Genomic DNA, 15189 nt, shown 5'->3' on the forward strand with positions numbered 1-15189 from the left:
AACCTGTTCAAAGTCTGCTGCGCTGCGGCGATACGGCGTTGAAAACAACTTCGAAATGCTCATGTACCGCTTGACCATTCCGCTTTCTCAGCCGTTTTCGCCTTGTCTCGCTCTTGCTCGCGAGACTTTGAACAGGTTCTTACGGGTCCATCAGGCTAATAGGGCGCTTATACGTCATGCCTGGCGTTCGTAAACTGGCTTTTCGGCATAATTAATGCAAAGGACATTGTGTGTTTGCTTTAGGTATGACGTATTGACAATGTCGGTGATAATAATAAAAATGATTATCATTTGCAAATACAAGTGAAAAGGAGAGGGGCGTGGACAATGGCCCGATCACTTTTCAGTCGCAATTACGGAGCTTGTACCTGGATCACCACGGCTGGCTGTGCGGCTTGCTGCAGCGCAAGTTGGGCAATCCGAACGACGCGACGGATCTGGCTCACGACATTTACCTGCACCTCATCCAGAAAGGGCGGATTCCGCCGGCGGACGAATCGCGCTGCCATTTGGCGCAGATCGCCAAAGGCAAGGTGATTGATCTGCTGCGCCGCCGCCGGCTGGAGGCCCGCTATCTGGAAAGCCAGGCCTTGCAGCCGGAGCCGCGCGCGCAGTCGGAAGAGGCGCGCGCGCTGGTGAAGGAGGAGATCAAGGGGGTGGACCTGGCGCTGATGGGCAAGTCGTTCAAGGTGCGCCAGGCCCTGCTCTTGTCCCGGCTCAACGGCATGAGCTACGGCGATATCGCCGCGGAGCTGCAGGTGTCGGTGTCGTCGGTGGAGAAATACGTCGCGCTCGGCCTGCAGGCTTGCCGCCGCAGCGTGGAGGCCGGACTGGGGCAGGGTGGCTGCAAGCCGCATTCATTAATTCGTGTCGTAGAGGAGTTGTCATGAGTGTTGAGGAAGAGGTTTTGGGAGAGGCCGCCGCCGGGCCTATCGCCCGTGTGCTGGCGCCGATACGCGGCCGGCTGATCGCCGCCGGCCTGCTGGCGGGCCTGGGCGCCATGCTGAGCCTGGCGCCGCTGGCCGGCGTCGCCCATATCGCGCAGCTGGCGCTGGGCCAGGGCGCGGTCGCCTTGAGCGGCGATGTCTTGTGGCGGGTGGTGGGCCTGAGCCTGCTTTGCCTGTTCGCCGGCATGACGCTGATTCTGGCCGGCGACGTGGTGGCCCATCTGGCGGACAACCGCATCACCGGCCTGCTGCGCCTGGCGATTACTCGCCGGCTGGCCAAGGTGCCGCTGGGCTGGTTCACCAGCCGCGCCTCGGGCGAGGTCAAGCAGGCGATGCACGACGATATCGGCACCCTGCACAGCCTGACCGCCCATTTCTACACCACGCTGGGACGCAGCGTGGGCGCGGTGCTGGCGTCCATCGTCTATCTGTTCGCGATGGACTGGCGCATGGCCATCGCCTCGCTGCTGCCGTTTCCGCTGTTCTTCCTGTTCTTCGCGCGGGCGCACCAGGCCAGCGCGGCCAATATGGAAAGCTTTGGCGCGGGCATGGCGCGCATCAACAACGCGGTGGTGGAGTTCGTCAACGGCATTCCGGTGGTCAAGGCCTTTGGCGCGCAGCACAAGGCGCACGGCAGCTACCGCGCGGCGATAGACGCCTTCGCCAGCGCCTTCACCGATTTCACCCGGCCGCTGGTCAGTTCCATGGCCAACGCCAACGCCATCATCGCGCCGGTGTCGGTGCTGGGCGTGGTGCTGGCTTTCGGCGCGCTGATGGTGGGCCTGGGCTGGATCGCTCCGGTGGATGTGCTGCCCTTCGCCCTGGTGGCGCCGGGGCTGAGCTCGCCGCTGTTGATGCTGAGCTATATCACTCATGATTTGAACCACGCCACCGGCGCGGCCCAGCGCGTGCACGCGCTGTTGCAGACGCCGGTGCTGGAAACCGCTGCCGGCGCGGCGCGGCCGACCGACGCCGAAATCCGCGTGGAAGGGCTGAGCTACGGCTATGCCGAGCAGGAGCCGGTGCTGTCCGACATCGACTTCACGCTGGCCCCGGGCACGGTGACGGCCATCGTCGGCCCCTCCGGCGCCGGCAAGTCCACGCTGGCGCGGCTGCTGCTGCGCTTCTTCGATCCCAGCGCCGGGCGCATCACCCTGGGCGGCGTGGATCTGCGGCAGCTGGACAGCGCGGAGCTGTATCGGCGCATCGGCTTTGTCTTGCAGGACGTGAGGCTGATCCACGCCAGCGTGCGCGACAACATCGCGCTGGGCCGGCCTTCCGCCAGCCAGGCGGAAATCGAGGCCGCCGCGCGCATGGCCAATATCCATGAGCGCATTCTCGAACTGCCGCGCGGCTATGACGCGGTGATAGGCGAGGACGTGCAGTTCTCCGGCGGCGAGGCCCAGCGGCTGAGCATAGCCCGCGCGGTGTTGCTGGACCCGCCGGTGCTGGTGCTGGACGAGGCGACGGCGGCGGCCGACGCGGAAAACGAGGTCAAGCTGCAGCAGGCGCTGTCCGCCTTCGCCCGCGGCCGCACCCTGGTGGTGATCGCGCATCGGCTGGACACGGTGATGCAGGCGGACCAGATCCTGGTGGTGGACCAGGGCCGGCTGATCGAGCGCGGCCGCCACCATGAGTTGCTGGAACAGGGCGGCTGCTACGCGCGGCTGTGGGCGCAGGGTCATTACGGCAAGGCCGGAGAAGCAGAACAGGAAGGATTGGTGCCGCAATGTTGAAGACTTTTATTCGGCTGCTGGGGGAGGACGCGGTCAAATTGCGCCGCTACGCGTGGCTGGCCTTGATCTACAGCCTGCTGTGCGGCGTGACCATCGTGATGCTGGCGCCGGTGCTCAGTCATTTGCTGGCCGGCGAGGCGCGCGCGGCCGGCATGTGGCTGGCGGCGCAGGCGCTGGGCGTGGCGCTGTGCTGGGGCTTGCGGCGCAAGGTGGAGAAAGCCGGCATCGCGGTGGGCATCGCCGTGCTGCAAGGCGGACGCCACCGTTTGGCCGAGCATGTCGGCGGCCTGCCGGTGGGCTGGTTCAGCGCCGGCAACACCGCCCGGCTCAACCACATCGCCACCCAGGGCATGATGGAAATGGCCCAGCTGCCGGCCCATGTGTTCACCCCGTTGTTTGTCGGCGTGGTGACGCCGGTGGTGGTGCTGGGCGCGCTGTTCGCCGTCAATCCGCTGATGGGCTGGGTGGGGCTGGCCAGCCTGCCTTGCCTGCTGCTGGTGTTTGGGCTGACCGCGCGGCTGAGCCAGCGCGCGGACCAGGCCTATCAGCAGCACGCCGGCCAGAGCAGCCAGCGCATGGTGGAGTTCGCGCAGGCGCAATCGGTGCTGCGCGCCTTCAACGGCGAAAGCGGCGGCACGCGTTTCCTGGAGCAGGCCATTGCCCAGCAGCAGCGCTCCGGCCGGCGCTTGATCCGGCTGTCGGCCTTGTCCTCGGTGCTCAATGTCTGGGCGGTGCAGGCCAGCTTCGCCGCGCTGTTGTTGGTGGCCGCGCTGTGGCTGAGCGACCATGCCGGCCTGGGTCTGAGCCCGGCCACGGTGATTCCGGCGCTGGTGGCGCTGATGCTGATGAGCCGCTTCATCGATCCGCTGCTGGACGTGGCCGGCTATAGCGAGGTGCTGCGCGGCGCGCGCGGCCAGCTGCAGGCGGTGGCCAAGCTGTTCGAGGTGGAGCCCATGGCCGAGCCGGTCCGCTCCGGCGAACCGGCGGACGCCTCGGTGGAGTTGCACCGGGTGGGCTTCCGCTACGGGCCGGAACAGGTGCAAGTGCTGAACGAACTCAGCCTGCGCATAGCGCCGGGCAGCATGACCGCGCTGGTGGGCGCGTCCGGTTCCGGCAAAACCACGGTGTTGCGCCTGATCGCCCGCTTCTTCGACGTGGACCAGGGCGAGGTGAAAGTGGGCGGCGTGGATGTCCGCGATCTGTCCAGCGAACGGCTGGCCGGCCAGATCAGCCAGATCTTCCAGGACGCTTATCTGTTCCAGGGCAGCATCGGCGACAACATTCGCATCGGCAAGCCGGACGCCAGCGACGCCGAAGTGCTGGCGGCGGCCAAGCTGGCCGGCGTGGAGGAAATCATCGAGCGCCTGCCGCAGGGCCTGGACACCCCGGTGGGCGAGGGCGGCGCGCGCTTGTCCGGCGGCGAACGCCAGCGCATCTCCATTGCGCGGGCGCTGATCAAGGACGCGCCCATCCTGCTGGTGGACGAGGCCACGGCGGCGCTGGATACCGAGAACCAGGCCGCCATCGCCGAGGCGCTGGCGCGGCTGCGCGGCAAGCGCACCCTGATCGTCATCGCCCACCAGCTGTCCACGGTGGAGATGGCGGACCAGATCGTGGTGCTGGAGGACGGCAAGGTGCGCGAGCAAGGCAGCCATGCCGAGCTGAGCGCGCGCGCCGGCCTCTACGCCCACTTCCTGGAGCAGCGCAGAAGCGCCAAGGGCTGGCGCATTACCGCGGCGCCGGCGGCAGAGGCCGTGTGTTGAAACGACTCGCCTTGCCGCTGCTGCTGCTGCTGGCCTGCAGCGGCCTGTCCCTGATGGTGGGGGCCAAACAGATGGCCTGGACCGGGCCGCTGGCCCTGTCCGATGACAGCTGGCTGACCCTCACCGCCAGCCGGCTGCCGCGCTTGGCGGCGCTGCTGCTGGTGGGGGTGGGGCTGTCGGTGTGCGGGGTGATCCTGCAGCAGATCGTGCGCAACCGCTTTGTGGAGCCGGCCACCTCCGGCGGGCTGGACGCGGCCAAGCTGGGCATCCTGGTGGGGCTGAGCCTGGTGCCGGAGGCCGGCAATCTGGGGCGGATGTTGTTCGCGCTGGCTTTCTGTTTTGCCTCCAGCCTGGTCTTCATCGCCATCATCCGCCGCATCCAGTTCAAGAACACCGTGCTGGTGCCGGTGATAGGGCTGATGTACGGCAGCGTGCTCAGCGCGGTGGCCGAGTTCTACGCCTACCGCCACAACATCCTGCAAAGCATGCAGGGCTGGTTGCTGGGCGATTTTTCCAAGATCGTCGAAGGCAATTACGAGATCGTCTACCTGATCCTGCCCATCGTCGCGCTGGCGTATTGCTACGCCCACCGCTTCACCGTGCTGGGCATGGGCGAGGAGATGGCGGCCAGCCTGGGCCTGAGCTACGCGGCCACCGCGGCGCTGGGCCTGGTGCTGGTGGCGGTGACGGTGGCCGCCACCGTCATCACCGTGGGCGCGATTCCCTTTGTCGGCCTGGTCATTCCCAATCTGGTGGCGCTGCGCTGGGGCGAGAACCTGCAGCGCACGCTGCCCATCGTCGCCGCCTGCGGCGCCTTGTTGATGTTGGTTTGCGACATCATCGGCCGCCTGCTGATCTACCCGTTTGAAGTGCCCATCGGCCTGACCGCCGGTAGCGTGGGCGGCGTCCTGTTCCTGATGATGATTCTATGGAAGCACAAATGAGGGACGCCCTGATCCGCCGCGGCGTCTGGGCGCTGGCGGCGGCGCTGGCGCTGCTGTTCCTACTGCTGGGCTCCGGCCTGGATTTCGATTACGTGATTCCCAACCGCCTGATCCGCCTGGCGGCGATGGGGGTGGCCGGCGTCTGCATCGCTGTGTCCGCGCTGACCTTCCAGACGTTGACCGGCAACCGCATCCTGACCCCGGCCATCATGGGTTACGAGGCGATCTACCTATTGCTGCAGTCCTTGCTGGTACTGCTGCTGGGCGCGCAAAGCCTGGCGCTGCTGGGCCGCCACGGCAACGCGCTGCTGTCCATCGCGGTGATGCTGGCCTATTCCTGGGCCTTGCACCGCGCGCTGTTCCGCAAGGAGCGCAACGATCTCTATCTGCTGCTGCTGAGCGGCCTGGTGCTGACCATGGTGCTGGGCACTTTCACCCAGTTCATCCAGCTCAAGACCAGCCCCGGCGAATTCGCCATCCTGCAGGGCTTCAGCTACGCCTCCTTCAACCGGGTTCAGCCCGGGGCGCTGCTGTTCGCCGCGTTGCTGACCGCGGCCGCGGCCTGGACGGTATGCCGGCGACTGGCGGTGCTGGACGTGCTGCTGCTGGGGCGCGAGCAGGCCATTTCCCTGGGCGTGGACTACCCCGGCAATGTGCGCATGCAGCTGGCGCTGATCGCGGTGCTGGCGGCGGTGTCCACCAGCCTGGTGGGGCCCACCGCCTTCATGGGCGTCTTCGTCGCCAACATCACTTACGCGCTGGCGCGCACCTTCCGGCATCGGGTCACGCTGCCGCTGGCCTGCGCCGTCGCCATCGCCATCTTCATTGCTGCCCAACTCCTGGTGGAGCAGCTGTTCAATTACAAAACCACCGTCAGCATTCTGGTCAACCTGGTATGCGGCGCTTATTTCCTGGCGCTGATGGTGCGCAGCAGAGGACATGCATGATCACGCTTGAGCGCGTCTACAAAGCCTACGGCGACAAACAAGTGCTGCGCGACGTCAATCTCAGCTTTCCCTCCCGGCAAGTCACCTCGCTGATCGGCCCCAACGGCGCCGGCAAGAGCACGCTGCTGATGTCCATCGCCCGGCTGCTGAAGCCCAGCGCCGGCCGCATCCTGATGGACGGCGAGGAGATAGAGCGGATTCCGCTGCGCAGCTACGCCAAGCGCGTGGCCACCTTGCGCCAGCATCCCAATATCGGCCTGCGCCTGACGGTGGAGGAGCTGGTGGGGTTCGGCCGCTTCCCTTACAGCCAGGGTCTGCTGAGCCGGGACGACCGCCGCGCGGTGGACGAGGCGCTGGCCTTCCTGGGCCTGCAGCCGCTGCGCGCCCGCTATCTGGACGAGCTCAGCGGCGGCCAGCGGCAGATGGCTTTTCTGGCGATGAGCATCGCCCAGCAGTCCGACTACCTGCTGCTGGACGAGCCGCTCAACAACCTGGACATGAAGCACGCGGTGCACATCATGCAGGCGATACGCCGGCTGAGCGAGGAACAAGGCCGCACCGTGATCCTGGTGGTGCACGACATCAATTTCGCCGCCAATTACTCGGACCACATCGTCGCGATGAAGGCGGGCGCGGTGCATGGCTGCGGCCCGGTGGCCGAGGTGGTCACCCAGGCGCGGCTGCGCGATCTCTACGGCCTGGCCGTGGACATCCTGCCCAGCGAGCGCGGCTTCGTCTGCAATTACTTCAATCCCTCACCCTCTGGAGAAACCGTATGAGCATTCATAAGCAGCCGCGCGCGCGCGCGGCCCTGCTGGCGCTGGCCGTGGCTGGCGGCTTGCTGGGCTGCGACGCCCGGCAGGCTCAATCCACAGCCGCCGCGCCGGCGGCCCAGGCCGCCTACGCCCCGGTCACCGTCAAGCATGAGCTGGGCACCACCCAGATCAACAAGCGGCCGGAGCGGGTGGTGGCCTTTGACATGAGCGAGCTGGACGCGCTGGACCAGCTGGGCGCGCCGGTGGCGGGTATCTCCAAGGACTATGTGGCCGGCTTCCTGAAGAAGTACGAGCAGGACCCCAAGGTGATGGACGTGGGCACCACCATCCAGCCCAATCTGGAACGGCTGCACGCGCTCAAGCCGGACCTGATCCTGATCTCCCCGCTGCAGGCGCAAAGCTATCCGGAGCTGAGCCGCATCGCGCCGACGCTGCATTACGACATCGACCTCAACAACCGCCCCGGCCATACCCTGGACACGGCCAAGGAGCATTTGCTGACCCTGGGCCGGATTTTGGGCAAGGAGGCGCTGGCGCGCGAGAAAGCCGGCGAGATCGACGCCAAGATCAAGCAGGTACGCGAGGTGACCGCCGGCCGCCCGGAAAAGGCCTTGATCGTGCTGCACAACAACGGGGCCTTTACCTCCTACGGCGTGCGTTCGCGCTACGGTTACATCTTCGACACCCTGGGGGTGAAGCCGGCCAGCAATGAGACCAGCAGCGGCTTGCACGGCCAGCCGATCTCCAATGAATTCATCCAGCAGGCGGACCCGGACATCCTGTACGTGATAGACCGCACCGCGGTGATGGAGCGGCGGCCGGCCTTGAATCTGCAAACCCTGGACAACCCGCTGCTGCGGCAGACCAAGGCCTGGCGCAAGGGCAAGGTGATCTTCGCCGACGCCGAAACCTGGTATCTGTGCACCGCCAGCCTGAGTTGCCTGAACCGGATTGGGGATGAGGTGATCAAGGGTTACCGTAGTTAAGACCCGCTAACAAAACCCCTGATCCTGCGTTGCGCCTCCTTGTCGTACGACTTGTACTGTAGCTTCGCAGAAACTTCGTTTTCTGCGTCGGCGCGCCTTGGCCCAGGTACGCTGCGCGGTTTTGTTAGCGACCCTAAACCGGACGCGGCGCGGATGGCTTGACGATGTGCTATCAAAAATGATTTTCATTTCTATTTGAGGGTTTCTCACTTTGCTTCGGAATACATAGTGAAGTGAAACAATCTCCTCACGTAGAAAGGAACTTGGATGTTGAGTCAGAAACGGTCGGCCTCCCCCATATCAACTACACGCCGACTCGCGCCGCAATCCGCCTTCCCCCTGAATACGCTGCGCGCCGCCATCCATCTGGCCCTGATGGCGGGCTTTGGCGGTGCCGGCCTGAGTCTGGCGCCGGCGGCGCTGGCGGCGGACAAGGCGCCGGCCCAGGCCAGCGGCGGCGCGCCGGAACGGCTGGCGCCGGTGGTGGTGCAAGGCCGTCGCGTCTACGCCGGCGGCCAATTGGCCACCGATAGCCGAGTGGGCGTACTGGGCAATCTGGACGTGATGGACACGCCGTTCAGCACCATCAGCTACACCGAGGACTATGTCGAAAACCAGCAAGCGCGGGATATTGGCACATTGATCGGCGCCGCAGACGCCTCGGTCTATGTGGCTAGCAAACGATCCGTCAAAGAAACATTCAATATCCGCGGCTTTCCCACCTCCGCCAACGATATGACCTTCAACGGCTTGATCGGCATGGCGCCGAACCAACGCAGCTCCACTGAAATGGCGGCGCGGGTGGAAGTGCTCAAGGGGCCGTCCACCCTGCTCAACGGCATGCCGCCGGAAGGCAGCCTGGGCGGCAGCGTCAACATCGTGCCCAAGCGCGCGGGCAACACGCCGCTGACCTCCATCACCGCGACTTATGAATCCGACAATATGCCCGGCGTGCACGTGGATGTGGGCCGGCGTTTTGGCGACAAGCAGCAATGGGGCGTGCGCTTCAACGGCGTTTACCGCAACGGCGACACCGCGGTGGACAAGCAGAAGCAGGACATGGGCCTGGCCTCGCTGGGCCTGGACTGGCGCGGAGAGCGCGCCCGCGTTTCGCTGGACCTTTACAAGCAGCGGGAGAGGCTGGACGGCATCAACTACTTCGGCATCTTCTCCATCGCCCCCGGCGTGACCCAAGTGCCTACGCCCAAAACCGGCGATTATCAGCTGGCGCCGGATTGGGCCGCCAGCATTAACAACACCCAGATGGCCATGCTGCGTGGCGAATACGAACTGAGCGATGCGCTCACCCTGTTTGGCGCATGGGGACAGCGGGACGTGGATTTCGATGCCCAGATCACCAGAAATCAATTGCTGAACAATGCCGGGGACATCAACGTGAACGCCTTTCGCTTAATCAGCGATGGGACGCAAAAATCCGGCGAGGCCGGCGTGCGTGGTCATTTCGACACCGGCAAGATTCAACATAAATGGTCGCTGGTGGCCACGCGCTACACCTCGCAGTGGAACTACCAGAATGGCAGAGGGCCCTCCTTCACCACCAATTACTATGCGCCGTCCTTCGGGTCCAAGCCGGCGTTGCGGTATATGGGCAGCAGCGTTGAGGACAAGCTGGGCAGCATCGCCCTGGCGGACACCCTCTCCTTCATGGACGGCAAGGTGCAATGGACGGTGGGCACGCGGCGTCAGAATGTGCAGAGCAGCAACTACGACGCGGCCGGCGCGCAAACCTCCAACTATGACCAAAGCCGCTGGTCCCCGGCCACCGCCTTGCTGGTCAAGCTCTCGGACCAGCTCTCGGTTTACGGCAACTACATTCAGGGCCTGAACAAAGGCGAAACCGCGCCTACTGCGGCCAAGAACGCCGGCGAAAGCCTGCAGCCGTATCAGACCGAGCAGTACGAGCTGGGGGCCAAGCTGGATTGGGGCGGCATTACCCATAGCCTGAGCCTGTTTCAGATTGCCCGGCCCAGCGCTTATACCAACCCGGACAGCAATGTCTTCGGCGTGTACGGCGAGCAGCGCAACCGAGGTTTGGAGTGGAGCTTCTGGGGCGAGGCCAGCCGCGGCCTGCGCCTGATGGGCGGCGCGTCTTACACCAAGGCCGAGCTGACCAAGGCGCTGGACCCGACGCACCTGGGCAAGCAGGCCACGGGCGTGCCCAAGGTGATGGCCAAGTTGGGCGTGGAATACGATATCGCCGCTCTACCGGGCCTGACCGCCACCGGCAACGCCCAGTACGTGGGCGAGCGCTTTGTCCGCGACAACAACCAACTGTCCTTGCCTTCCTACACCCTGTTTGACCTGGGCGCGCGCTATACCACCAAGCTGGCGGCCAAGGAAATCACCCTGCGCGCGACGGTGCAGAACGTTGCCAACCGAGCTTACTGGGCGGGGTCATGGAACGGCGGCGACGGCAGCGGCTTGTCCGGCGGCCTGGGCGCGCCGCGCACCTTGCTGTTGTCCGGCATGGTGTCGTTCTGAGAACGTGTTTACGATCTCGCGAGCTAAGGCGAGACAAGGCGAAACCGAGCGAAGAAGCGGAGTGTACAGGTGGTACATGAGCATTTTGAACTTGGTTTCAACGCCCATTTCTATCCATCCCGCCGACGCGCAGCAGATCGTAAACAGGTTCTGAGGGGCTAGCGCCTGCGCCGTCAGGCACCAAGCCCTCGCAACGCCGCAGCCTCCCCGCTGCGGCGTTGTCACGTTTACATCGCTTCCGACATCTGCGTGAAACCGGCCTGCAGTTCCTGGTGTATCGGCTCCAGCAAGGTCACGATCTGCTTGCAATTGACTTGCTGCTCCTCCGGGCAGTTCAGCAGCAGCGCCAACATCGCGTGCAGGCTCTGGTTGGCGGTGTGGATATGCACAATGCCGCGGGTCAGGCCTGCATCGGTTTGCAGATAGTGCTGCTCCAGGGTTTTGACCAGGGCGTAGAGATTGCCCTGGCCGGCGGTGACGATGCGCAGCTGCTTGATCTGCTCGTGCATTTGCCGCAGCGGTGACGGCCGGGGGCTGGCGGTGATGATGCTCATGGCTCGCTCTCCATCGCCGTGGGGCGGGCAACGCCGGGGTGTCGCCGGTAGAAATTCAATATATTCATTATGGCCTCCGCTTACATCGCTTCAGGGATGCCTGCGCGTCACGCATGGAAGGCGTGGGCAGGCGCATGACAAAGTTGGAGGACCGGTATATCAGCGGCAGCCCCGGAGGACTCGATGCCATGCGCCCACCCGATTGCGGCGGACGCATGGACATGACAAATCGCCGCCAAGCGATTTGTCTGGATATACACGCGCTGGGCCTCCAAGCCCAGGCTGCGTTATTGGGCGCAGCGCATGGGCGAAAGTAAGGGGGACGGTCCCGGGCGTCAAGGCGGCGGGGAACCGCCAGCGGTCTTCGCATGGGGAGGGCCGGAGGGAGGGGGCAGATGCAAGGCTGCGCGCGGCCCGCTGCGCCAGGTGTGGCGCAAGTTCAGAACCTGTTCACGATCTGCCACGCGTCGTGGGACGTCACACGGTGAGTACACCTTCGAAATGCTCATGTACCACGAGTACATTCCGCTTTTTCGCTCGTTTTCGCCTTGTCTCGCTCTTGCTCGCGAGACTTTTAACAGGTTCTCAGAGGAGCGGCCGCCGTGTCACCAGCGCGCGCGCTTGAACAGGCTGAGCCGGTTGATGCGGAACAGCCGCGCCGGGCGCTGTTTGCCACCCAGGAATTCTTCGGTGGCTTCCAGGAGGGTGGCCTCGTCCGCGTATTCGCCGGGCTTGGCGTCCGCCACCTTGATGCCCAGCCGCGAGCGGAAGGTGCCGCGGGACACGGTTTCGCCAAAAATCTGCTCGTAAGTGTGTTGCAGCTGGGTGAGGGTGAAGCGCTCGGGCAGCAGCCAGCAAGGCAGGGTGGAATAGCTGGCCTTGTTGCGCACCCGTTGCACCGCTTCCTGCACTTGCTCGGCGTGGTCGAAGGCCAGCTCCGGCAGTTGGTCCACATCGTAGAAGTGGAATACGCCGTCGCCGGCGTCCCGCAGTTGCTGCAGCGGGATCAGCGCCACGTGGGAGACGGCCACCGACCAGCCGCGCGGATCGCGCCGCGGGCCGGCGAAAGTGCGCAGCTGCTCCAGGTAGCGCGGCTCCAGCCCGGTCTTGTCGCGCAGCACGCGCTTGGCGGTGGCTTCGCAGCTATCGTCCTCGTCCACATGCACATAGCCGCCGGGCAGCGCCAGCTGGTGTTGGCAGGGGGCGTGGTCGCGGCGGTGCAGCGCCACTTGCAGGCCGGTGTCGCCCAAGGTGAGCAGGACAATGTCCACGCTGACGGCGGGCGCGGGGCGCGAGGGGCTCATGAGCGGTCTCCGGTTTGGCTTTGCCGATATTTTCCGTCAGATAGTTGCAAAACTCAACTAAGTGAATTTATACTGTGCGCATGTTAGTTGAAATTATCAACTAAGTAAGTCAACGCAGCGCAGGAGTCAGCATCATGTTCAAGATTTTCGCGGATTCGCAGCACGGCGGCAGCCAGCCGCTGGCCTTTCACAGCATGGTGTTCCCCGGTGGGGAAGTGCAGGTGTCGGTGGAAGTGGACGCGCCGGCGCAGGCCTTGCGCTTGCACGCCCATCTGCCGGACGCGCAGGCGGTGATGAGCTTGCTGATGCTGAGCGACGCGCTGCGCCGCGCTTATCCGGGGCGCCCGCTGGCCCTGCATCTGCCCTATGTGCCGTATGCGCGCCAGGACCGGGTGGCCAACCCGGGCGAGGCCTTGAGCGCCAAGGTGTTTTGCCAATTGATCAATGCCCAGGGCTACAGCCGGGTGGTGATCCAGGACCCGCACAGCGATGTGGTGACCGCGCTGCTGGACCGGGTGGAAGTGGAAGATCCGCTGCCGGCGCTGCGCCGAGTGCTGGAGCAAGTAGGCCCGGCGGCGCTGGTGGCGCCGGACGCCGGCGCGCGCAAGCGGGTGCTGAAGCTGGCGCGGGAGCTGGGCTGCGAGGCGGTGCTGGCGGACAAGGTGAGGGACACCCAAAGCGGCCGCATCAGCGGCACCCAGGTGGCCGGCCCCTTGCCGGCGCTGCCGCTATTGGTGGTGGACGATATCTGCGACGGCGGCCGCACCTTCACCGAGCTGGCCAAGGCGCTGCGCGCTCGCCAGCGGGAGCAGGGCCTGGACGCGCCGCTGCACCTGTACGTGACCCACGGTATTTTCAGCCATGGCCTGGAACCGCTGCTGGAACATTACCAGCAGGTGTTCAGCCGTAACGACTGGACGGCGGATGCCCGCTGCCAGCTGGTTTGACTCACACATTAAATAGGGAATACATCATGAACGCCCCCATTCGCCCCCTGGCCCGTGAACTGAACCAGTTGCAGCCGTTCAATCTGGCGGACTTCTACAAGACCGGCCATCCGTCGATGTACCCGGCGGCCACCACCAAGCTGGTGGCCAATTTCACTCCGCGTTCGGCCAAGTACGCGCCGGTGCTGCCGGAGCTGTTCGACGACAAGGTGGTATGGTTCGGCCTGCAGGGCTTCATCCAGCAATACCTGATCGATCTGTTCGACCAAGAGTTCTTCCGCCAGCCGCGGGACAAGGCGGTGCGCAAATACCAGCGCCGCATGGACACGGCGCTGGGCGCCGGCGCGGTGTCCGCCGGCCGGCTGGAGGCGCTGCACGCGCTCGGTTATTTGCCGCTGGAAATCCGCTCCCTGCCGGAAGGCGCGCGGGTGGACATCAAGGTGCCGCCGGTGATCTTCAGCAACACGTATCCGGATTTCCCCTGGGTGGCCACCTATTTTGAAACCCTGTTCAGCTGCGAATCCTGGAAGCCGTCCACCGTGGCCACCATCGCGTTTGAATTCCGCAAGCTGCTGGATTACTTCGCCCGCCTCACCGGCAGCGCGCCGGAATTCGTCAATTGGCAGGGCCACGATTTTTCCATGCGCGGCATGAGCGGGGTGCACGACGCCATGCGCTGCGGCGCCGGCCATCTGCTGTCCTTCACCGGCACCGACACCATTCCGGCGCTGGACTACCTGGAGGACTTCTACGACGCGGACGCGGAGCGGGAACTGGTGGGCGGCTCCATTCCGGCGTCGGAGCACAGCGTGATGGCGCTGCGCATCCTGCTGACGCTGCAGCGGCTGCGCCGCGACCCGGCCCACGCCGGGCTGGAGGAGGCGGCGCTGCGCCGGCTGGCGGAGCGTGAGGTGGTGCGAGAGTTCGTCAGCCAGGACTATCCGCGGGGCATGGTGTCCATCGTCAGCGATACCTTTGATTTCTGGAACGTGGTCACGGTGATTGCCCGTGAGCTGAAGGGCGACATCCTGGCGCGAGGTCCGGACGCGCTGGGCAACGCCAAGGTGGTGTTCCGCCCGGATTCCGGCGATCCGGTGAAAATCCTCACCGGCTACCGCGACGAGGAACTGGTCCGCGTCGACGGCCAGCCGGCGCGGGACGCGAACGGCGCGTACACGGCGCTGAGCGACGGCCAGCGGGTGACGGAGGCGGAACGCAAGGGTGCGGTGGAGTGCTTGTGGGAGATTTACGGCGGCACGGTCAGCGACGCCGGCTACCGGCTGCTGGACAGCCATGTGGGCCTGATCTACGGCGACTCCATCACCTTGCCGCGCGCGCGCGCCATCCTGCGCCGGCTGGCGGCCAAGGGCTTTGCCTCCGGCAATGTGGTGTTCGGCATCGGCAGCTTTGTCTACGGCATGAATTCGCGGGACACCTTCGGCTATGCGCTGAAGGCGATTTACGCGGAAGTGGACGGCGAGGCGGTGGATATCTACAAGGACCCGGCCACGGACGACGGCACCAAGAAATCCGCCAAGGGCCTGCTGCGGGTGGAGCGCGAGGGCGATCATTACGTGCTGCACCAGCAGCAGACGGCGGAGCAGGCGGAGGGCGGCGAATTGCGGTCGGTATTCCGCGACGGCCGCTTGCTGGCGCGGCAATCGCTGGCGGAGATCCGGCAGCGGCTGATGGCTTCCTGGCAATGCCCGGAACCGGGCAGCATCCGCTGGGGCGTGGAGGACTGAGGCGCAGTAGGTTTTGAACAGGTTCTAAGGCCGGGCGT

12 protein-coding genes are annotated in these 15189 nt (G+C 65.2%); 10 read left to right on the forward strand and 2 right to left on the reverse strand.

Going from position 1 to position 15189, the window contains the following annotated elements; genetic code table 11:
- Nucleotides 1-320: 320 nt before the first annotated feature.
- The 8 genes from VI26_RS02300 to VI26_RS02335 all read left to right on the forward strand — a co-directional run bounded on the left by VI26_RS02300 (nt 321) and on the right by VI26_RS02335 (nt 10601).
- Nucleotides 321-890, forward strand: a complete 570-nt coding sequence (locus tag VI26_RS02300; protein WP_048408116.1) for a sigma-70 family RNA polymerase sigma factor — start codon at nt 321-323, stop codon at nt 888-890.
- Nucleotides 887-2683 (forward strand): ABC transporter ATP-binding protein, encoded by a 1797-nt coding sequence (locus VI26_RS02305; RefSeq protein ID WP_048408117.1) that lies wholly within the window; start codon nt 887-889, stop codon nt 2681-2683. The genes VI26_RS02300 and VI26_RS02305 overlap by 4 nt, the downstream gene beginning before the upstream one ends.
- The gene (locus VI26_RS02310) at nt 2677-4446 is read left to right on the forward strand and encodes an ABC transporter ATP-binding protein (RefSeq protein ID WP_048408118.1); all 1770 of its coding nucleotides are present in this window, start codon (nt 2677-2679) and stop codon (nt 4444-4446) included. Before VI26_RS02305 ends, VI26_RS02310 begins: the two co-directional genes overlap by 7 nt.
- On the forward strand, nt 4440-5390 hold the full coding sequence (locus tag VI26_RS02315; RefSeq protein ID WP_304413454.1) for an ABC transporter permease: 951 nt from the start codon (nt 4440-4442) through the stop codon (nt 5388-5390). The genes VI26_RS02310 and VI26_RS02315 overlap by 7 nt, the downstream gene beginning before the upstream one ends.
- The gene (locus VI26_RS02320; protein ID WP_048408119.1) at nt 5387-6337 is read left to right on the forward strand and encodes an iron chelate uptake ABC transporter family permease subunit; all 951 of its coding nucleotides are present in this window, start codon (nt 5387-5389) and stop codon (nt 6335-6337) included. Before VI26_RS02315 ends, VI26_RS02320 begins: the two co-directional genes overlap by 4 nt.
- Complete coding sequence (locus tag VI26_RS02325) at nt 6334-7116, forward strand: ABC transporter ATP-binding protein (protein WP_048408120.1); 783 nt, start codon at nt 6334-6336, stop codon at nt 7114-7116. The genes VI26_RS02320 and VI26_RS02325 overlap by 4 nt, the downstream gene beginning before the upstream one ends.
- Nucleotides 7113-8099, forward strand: coding sequence for a siderophore ABC transporter substrate-binding protein (locus VI26_RS02330; protein ID WP_048408121.1), 987 nt, complete (start codon nt 7113-7115; stop codon nt 8097-8099). The genes VI26_RS02325 and VI26_RS02330 overlap by 4 nt, the downstream gene beginning before the upstream one ends.
- Before the next feature lie 267 nt (nt 8100-8366).
- On the forward strand, nt 8367-10601 hold the full coding sequence (locus VI26_RS02335) for a TonB-dependent siderophore receptor (protein WP_048408122.1): 2235 nt from the start codon (nt 8367-8369) through the stop codon (nt 10599-10601).
- Between the two features lie 227 nt (nt 10602-10828).
- On the opposite strand, the gene VI26_RS02340 is transcribed toward VI26_RS02335, so the two are convergent.
- Nucleotides 10829-11155, reverse strand: coding sequence for a hypothetical protein (locus VI26_RS02340; RefSeq protein WP_048408123.1), 327 nt, complete (start codon nt 11153-11155; stop codon nt 10829-10831).
- A gap of 605 nt (nt 11156-11760) precedes the next feature.
- Nucleotides 11761-12459 carry an NUDIX domain-containing protein gene (locus tag VI26_RS02345; protein WP_048408124.1) on the reverse strand — a complete coding sequence of 233 codons (699 nt, stop codon included), beginning with the start codon at nt 12457-12459 and terminating at the stop codon, nt 11761-11763.
- A 134-nt stretch (nt 12460-12593) separates the two neighbouring features.
- Here VI26_RS02345 and VI26_RS02350 point away from each other — a divergent pair, with 134 nt between their 5' ends.
- Together VI26_RS02350 and VI26_RS02355 are read left to right on the forward strand one after the other, a co-directional pair.
- Nucleotides 12594-13406 carry a ribose-phosphate pyrophosphokinase-like domain-containing protein gene (locus VI26_RS02350; RefSeq protein ID WP_048408125.1) on the forward strand — a complete coding sequence of 271 codons (813 nt, stop codon included), beginning with the start codon at nt 12594-12596 and terminating at the stop codon, nt 13404-13406.
- A gap of 26 nt (nt 13407-13432) precedes the next feature.
- On the forward strand, nt 13433-15151 hold the full coding sequence (locus tag VI26_RS02355; protein WP_048408126.1) for a nicotinate phosphoribosyltransferase: 1719 nt from the start codon (nt 13433-13435) through the stop codon (nt 15149-15151).
- The last annotated feature ends 38 nt before the right edge of the window (nt 15152-15189 follow it).

The sequence above is a fragment of the Chromobacterium sp. LK1 genome, from assembly GCF_001043555.1.
GTDB lineage: Bacteria > Pseudomonadota > Gammaproteobacteria > Burkholderiales > Chromobacteriaceae > Chromobacterium > Chromobacterium aquaticum.

Excerpts from the sequence above, each read along its gene's own strand:
- VI26_RS02305 (WP_048408117.1), top strand. The coding sequence starts at position 887 with ATGAGTGTTGAGGAAGAGGTTTTGGGAGAGGCCGCCGCCGGGCCTATC.
- VI26_RS02310 (WP_048408118.1), top strand. The coding sequence starts at position 2,677 with ATGTTGAAGACTTTTATTCGGCTGCTGGGGGAGGACGCGGTCAAATTG.
- VI26_RS02320 (WP_048408119.1), top strand. The coding sequence starts at position 5,387 with ATGAGGGACGCCCTGATCCGCCGCGGCGTCTGGGCGCTGGCGGCGGCG.
- VI26_RS02325 (WP_048408120.1), top strand. The coding sequence starts at position 6,334 with ATGATCACGCTTGAGCGCGTCTACAAAGCCTACGGCGACAAACAAGTG.
- VI26_RS02330 (WP_048408121.1), top strand. The coding sequence starts at position 7,113 with ATGAGCATTCATAAGCAGCCGCGCGCGCGCGCGGCCCTGCTGGCGCTG.
- VI26_RS02335 (WP_048408122.1), top strand. The coding sequence starts at position 8,367 with ATGTTGAGTCAGAAACGGTCGGCCTCCCCCATATCAACTACACGCCGA.
- VI26_RS02340 (WP_048408123.1), bottom strand. The coding sequence starts at position 11,155 with ATGAGCATCATCACCGCCAGCCCCCGGCCGTCACCGCTGCGGCAAATG.
- VI26_RS02345 (WP_048408124.1), bottom strand. The coding sequence starts at position 12,459 with ATGAGCCCCTCGCGCCCCGCGCCCGCCGTCAGCGTGGACATTGTCCTG.
- VI26_RS02350 (WP_048408125.1), top strand. The coding sequence starts at position 12,594 with ATGTTCAAGATTTTCGCGGATTCGCAGCACGGCGGCAGCCAGCCGCTG.
- VI26_RS02355 (WP_048408126.1), top strand. The coding sequence starts at position 13,433 with ATGAACGCCCCCATTCGCCCCCTGGCCCGTGAACTGAACCAGTTGCAG.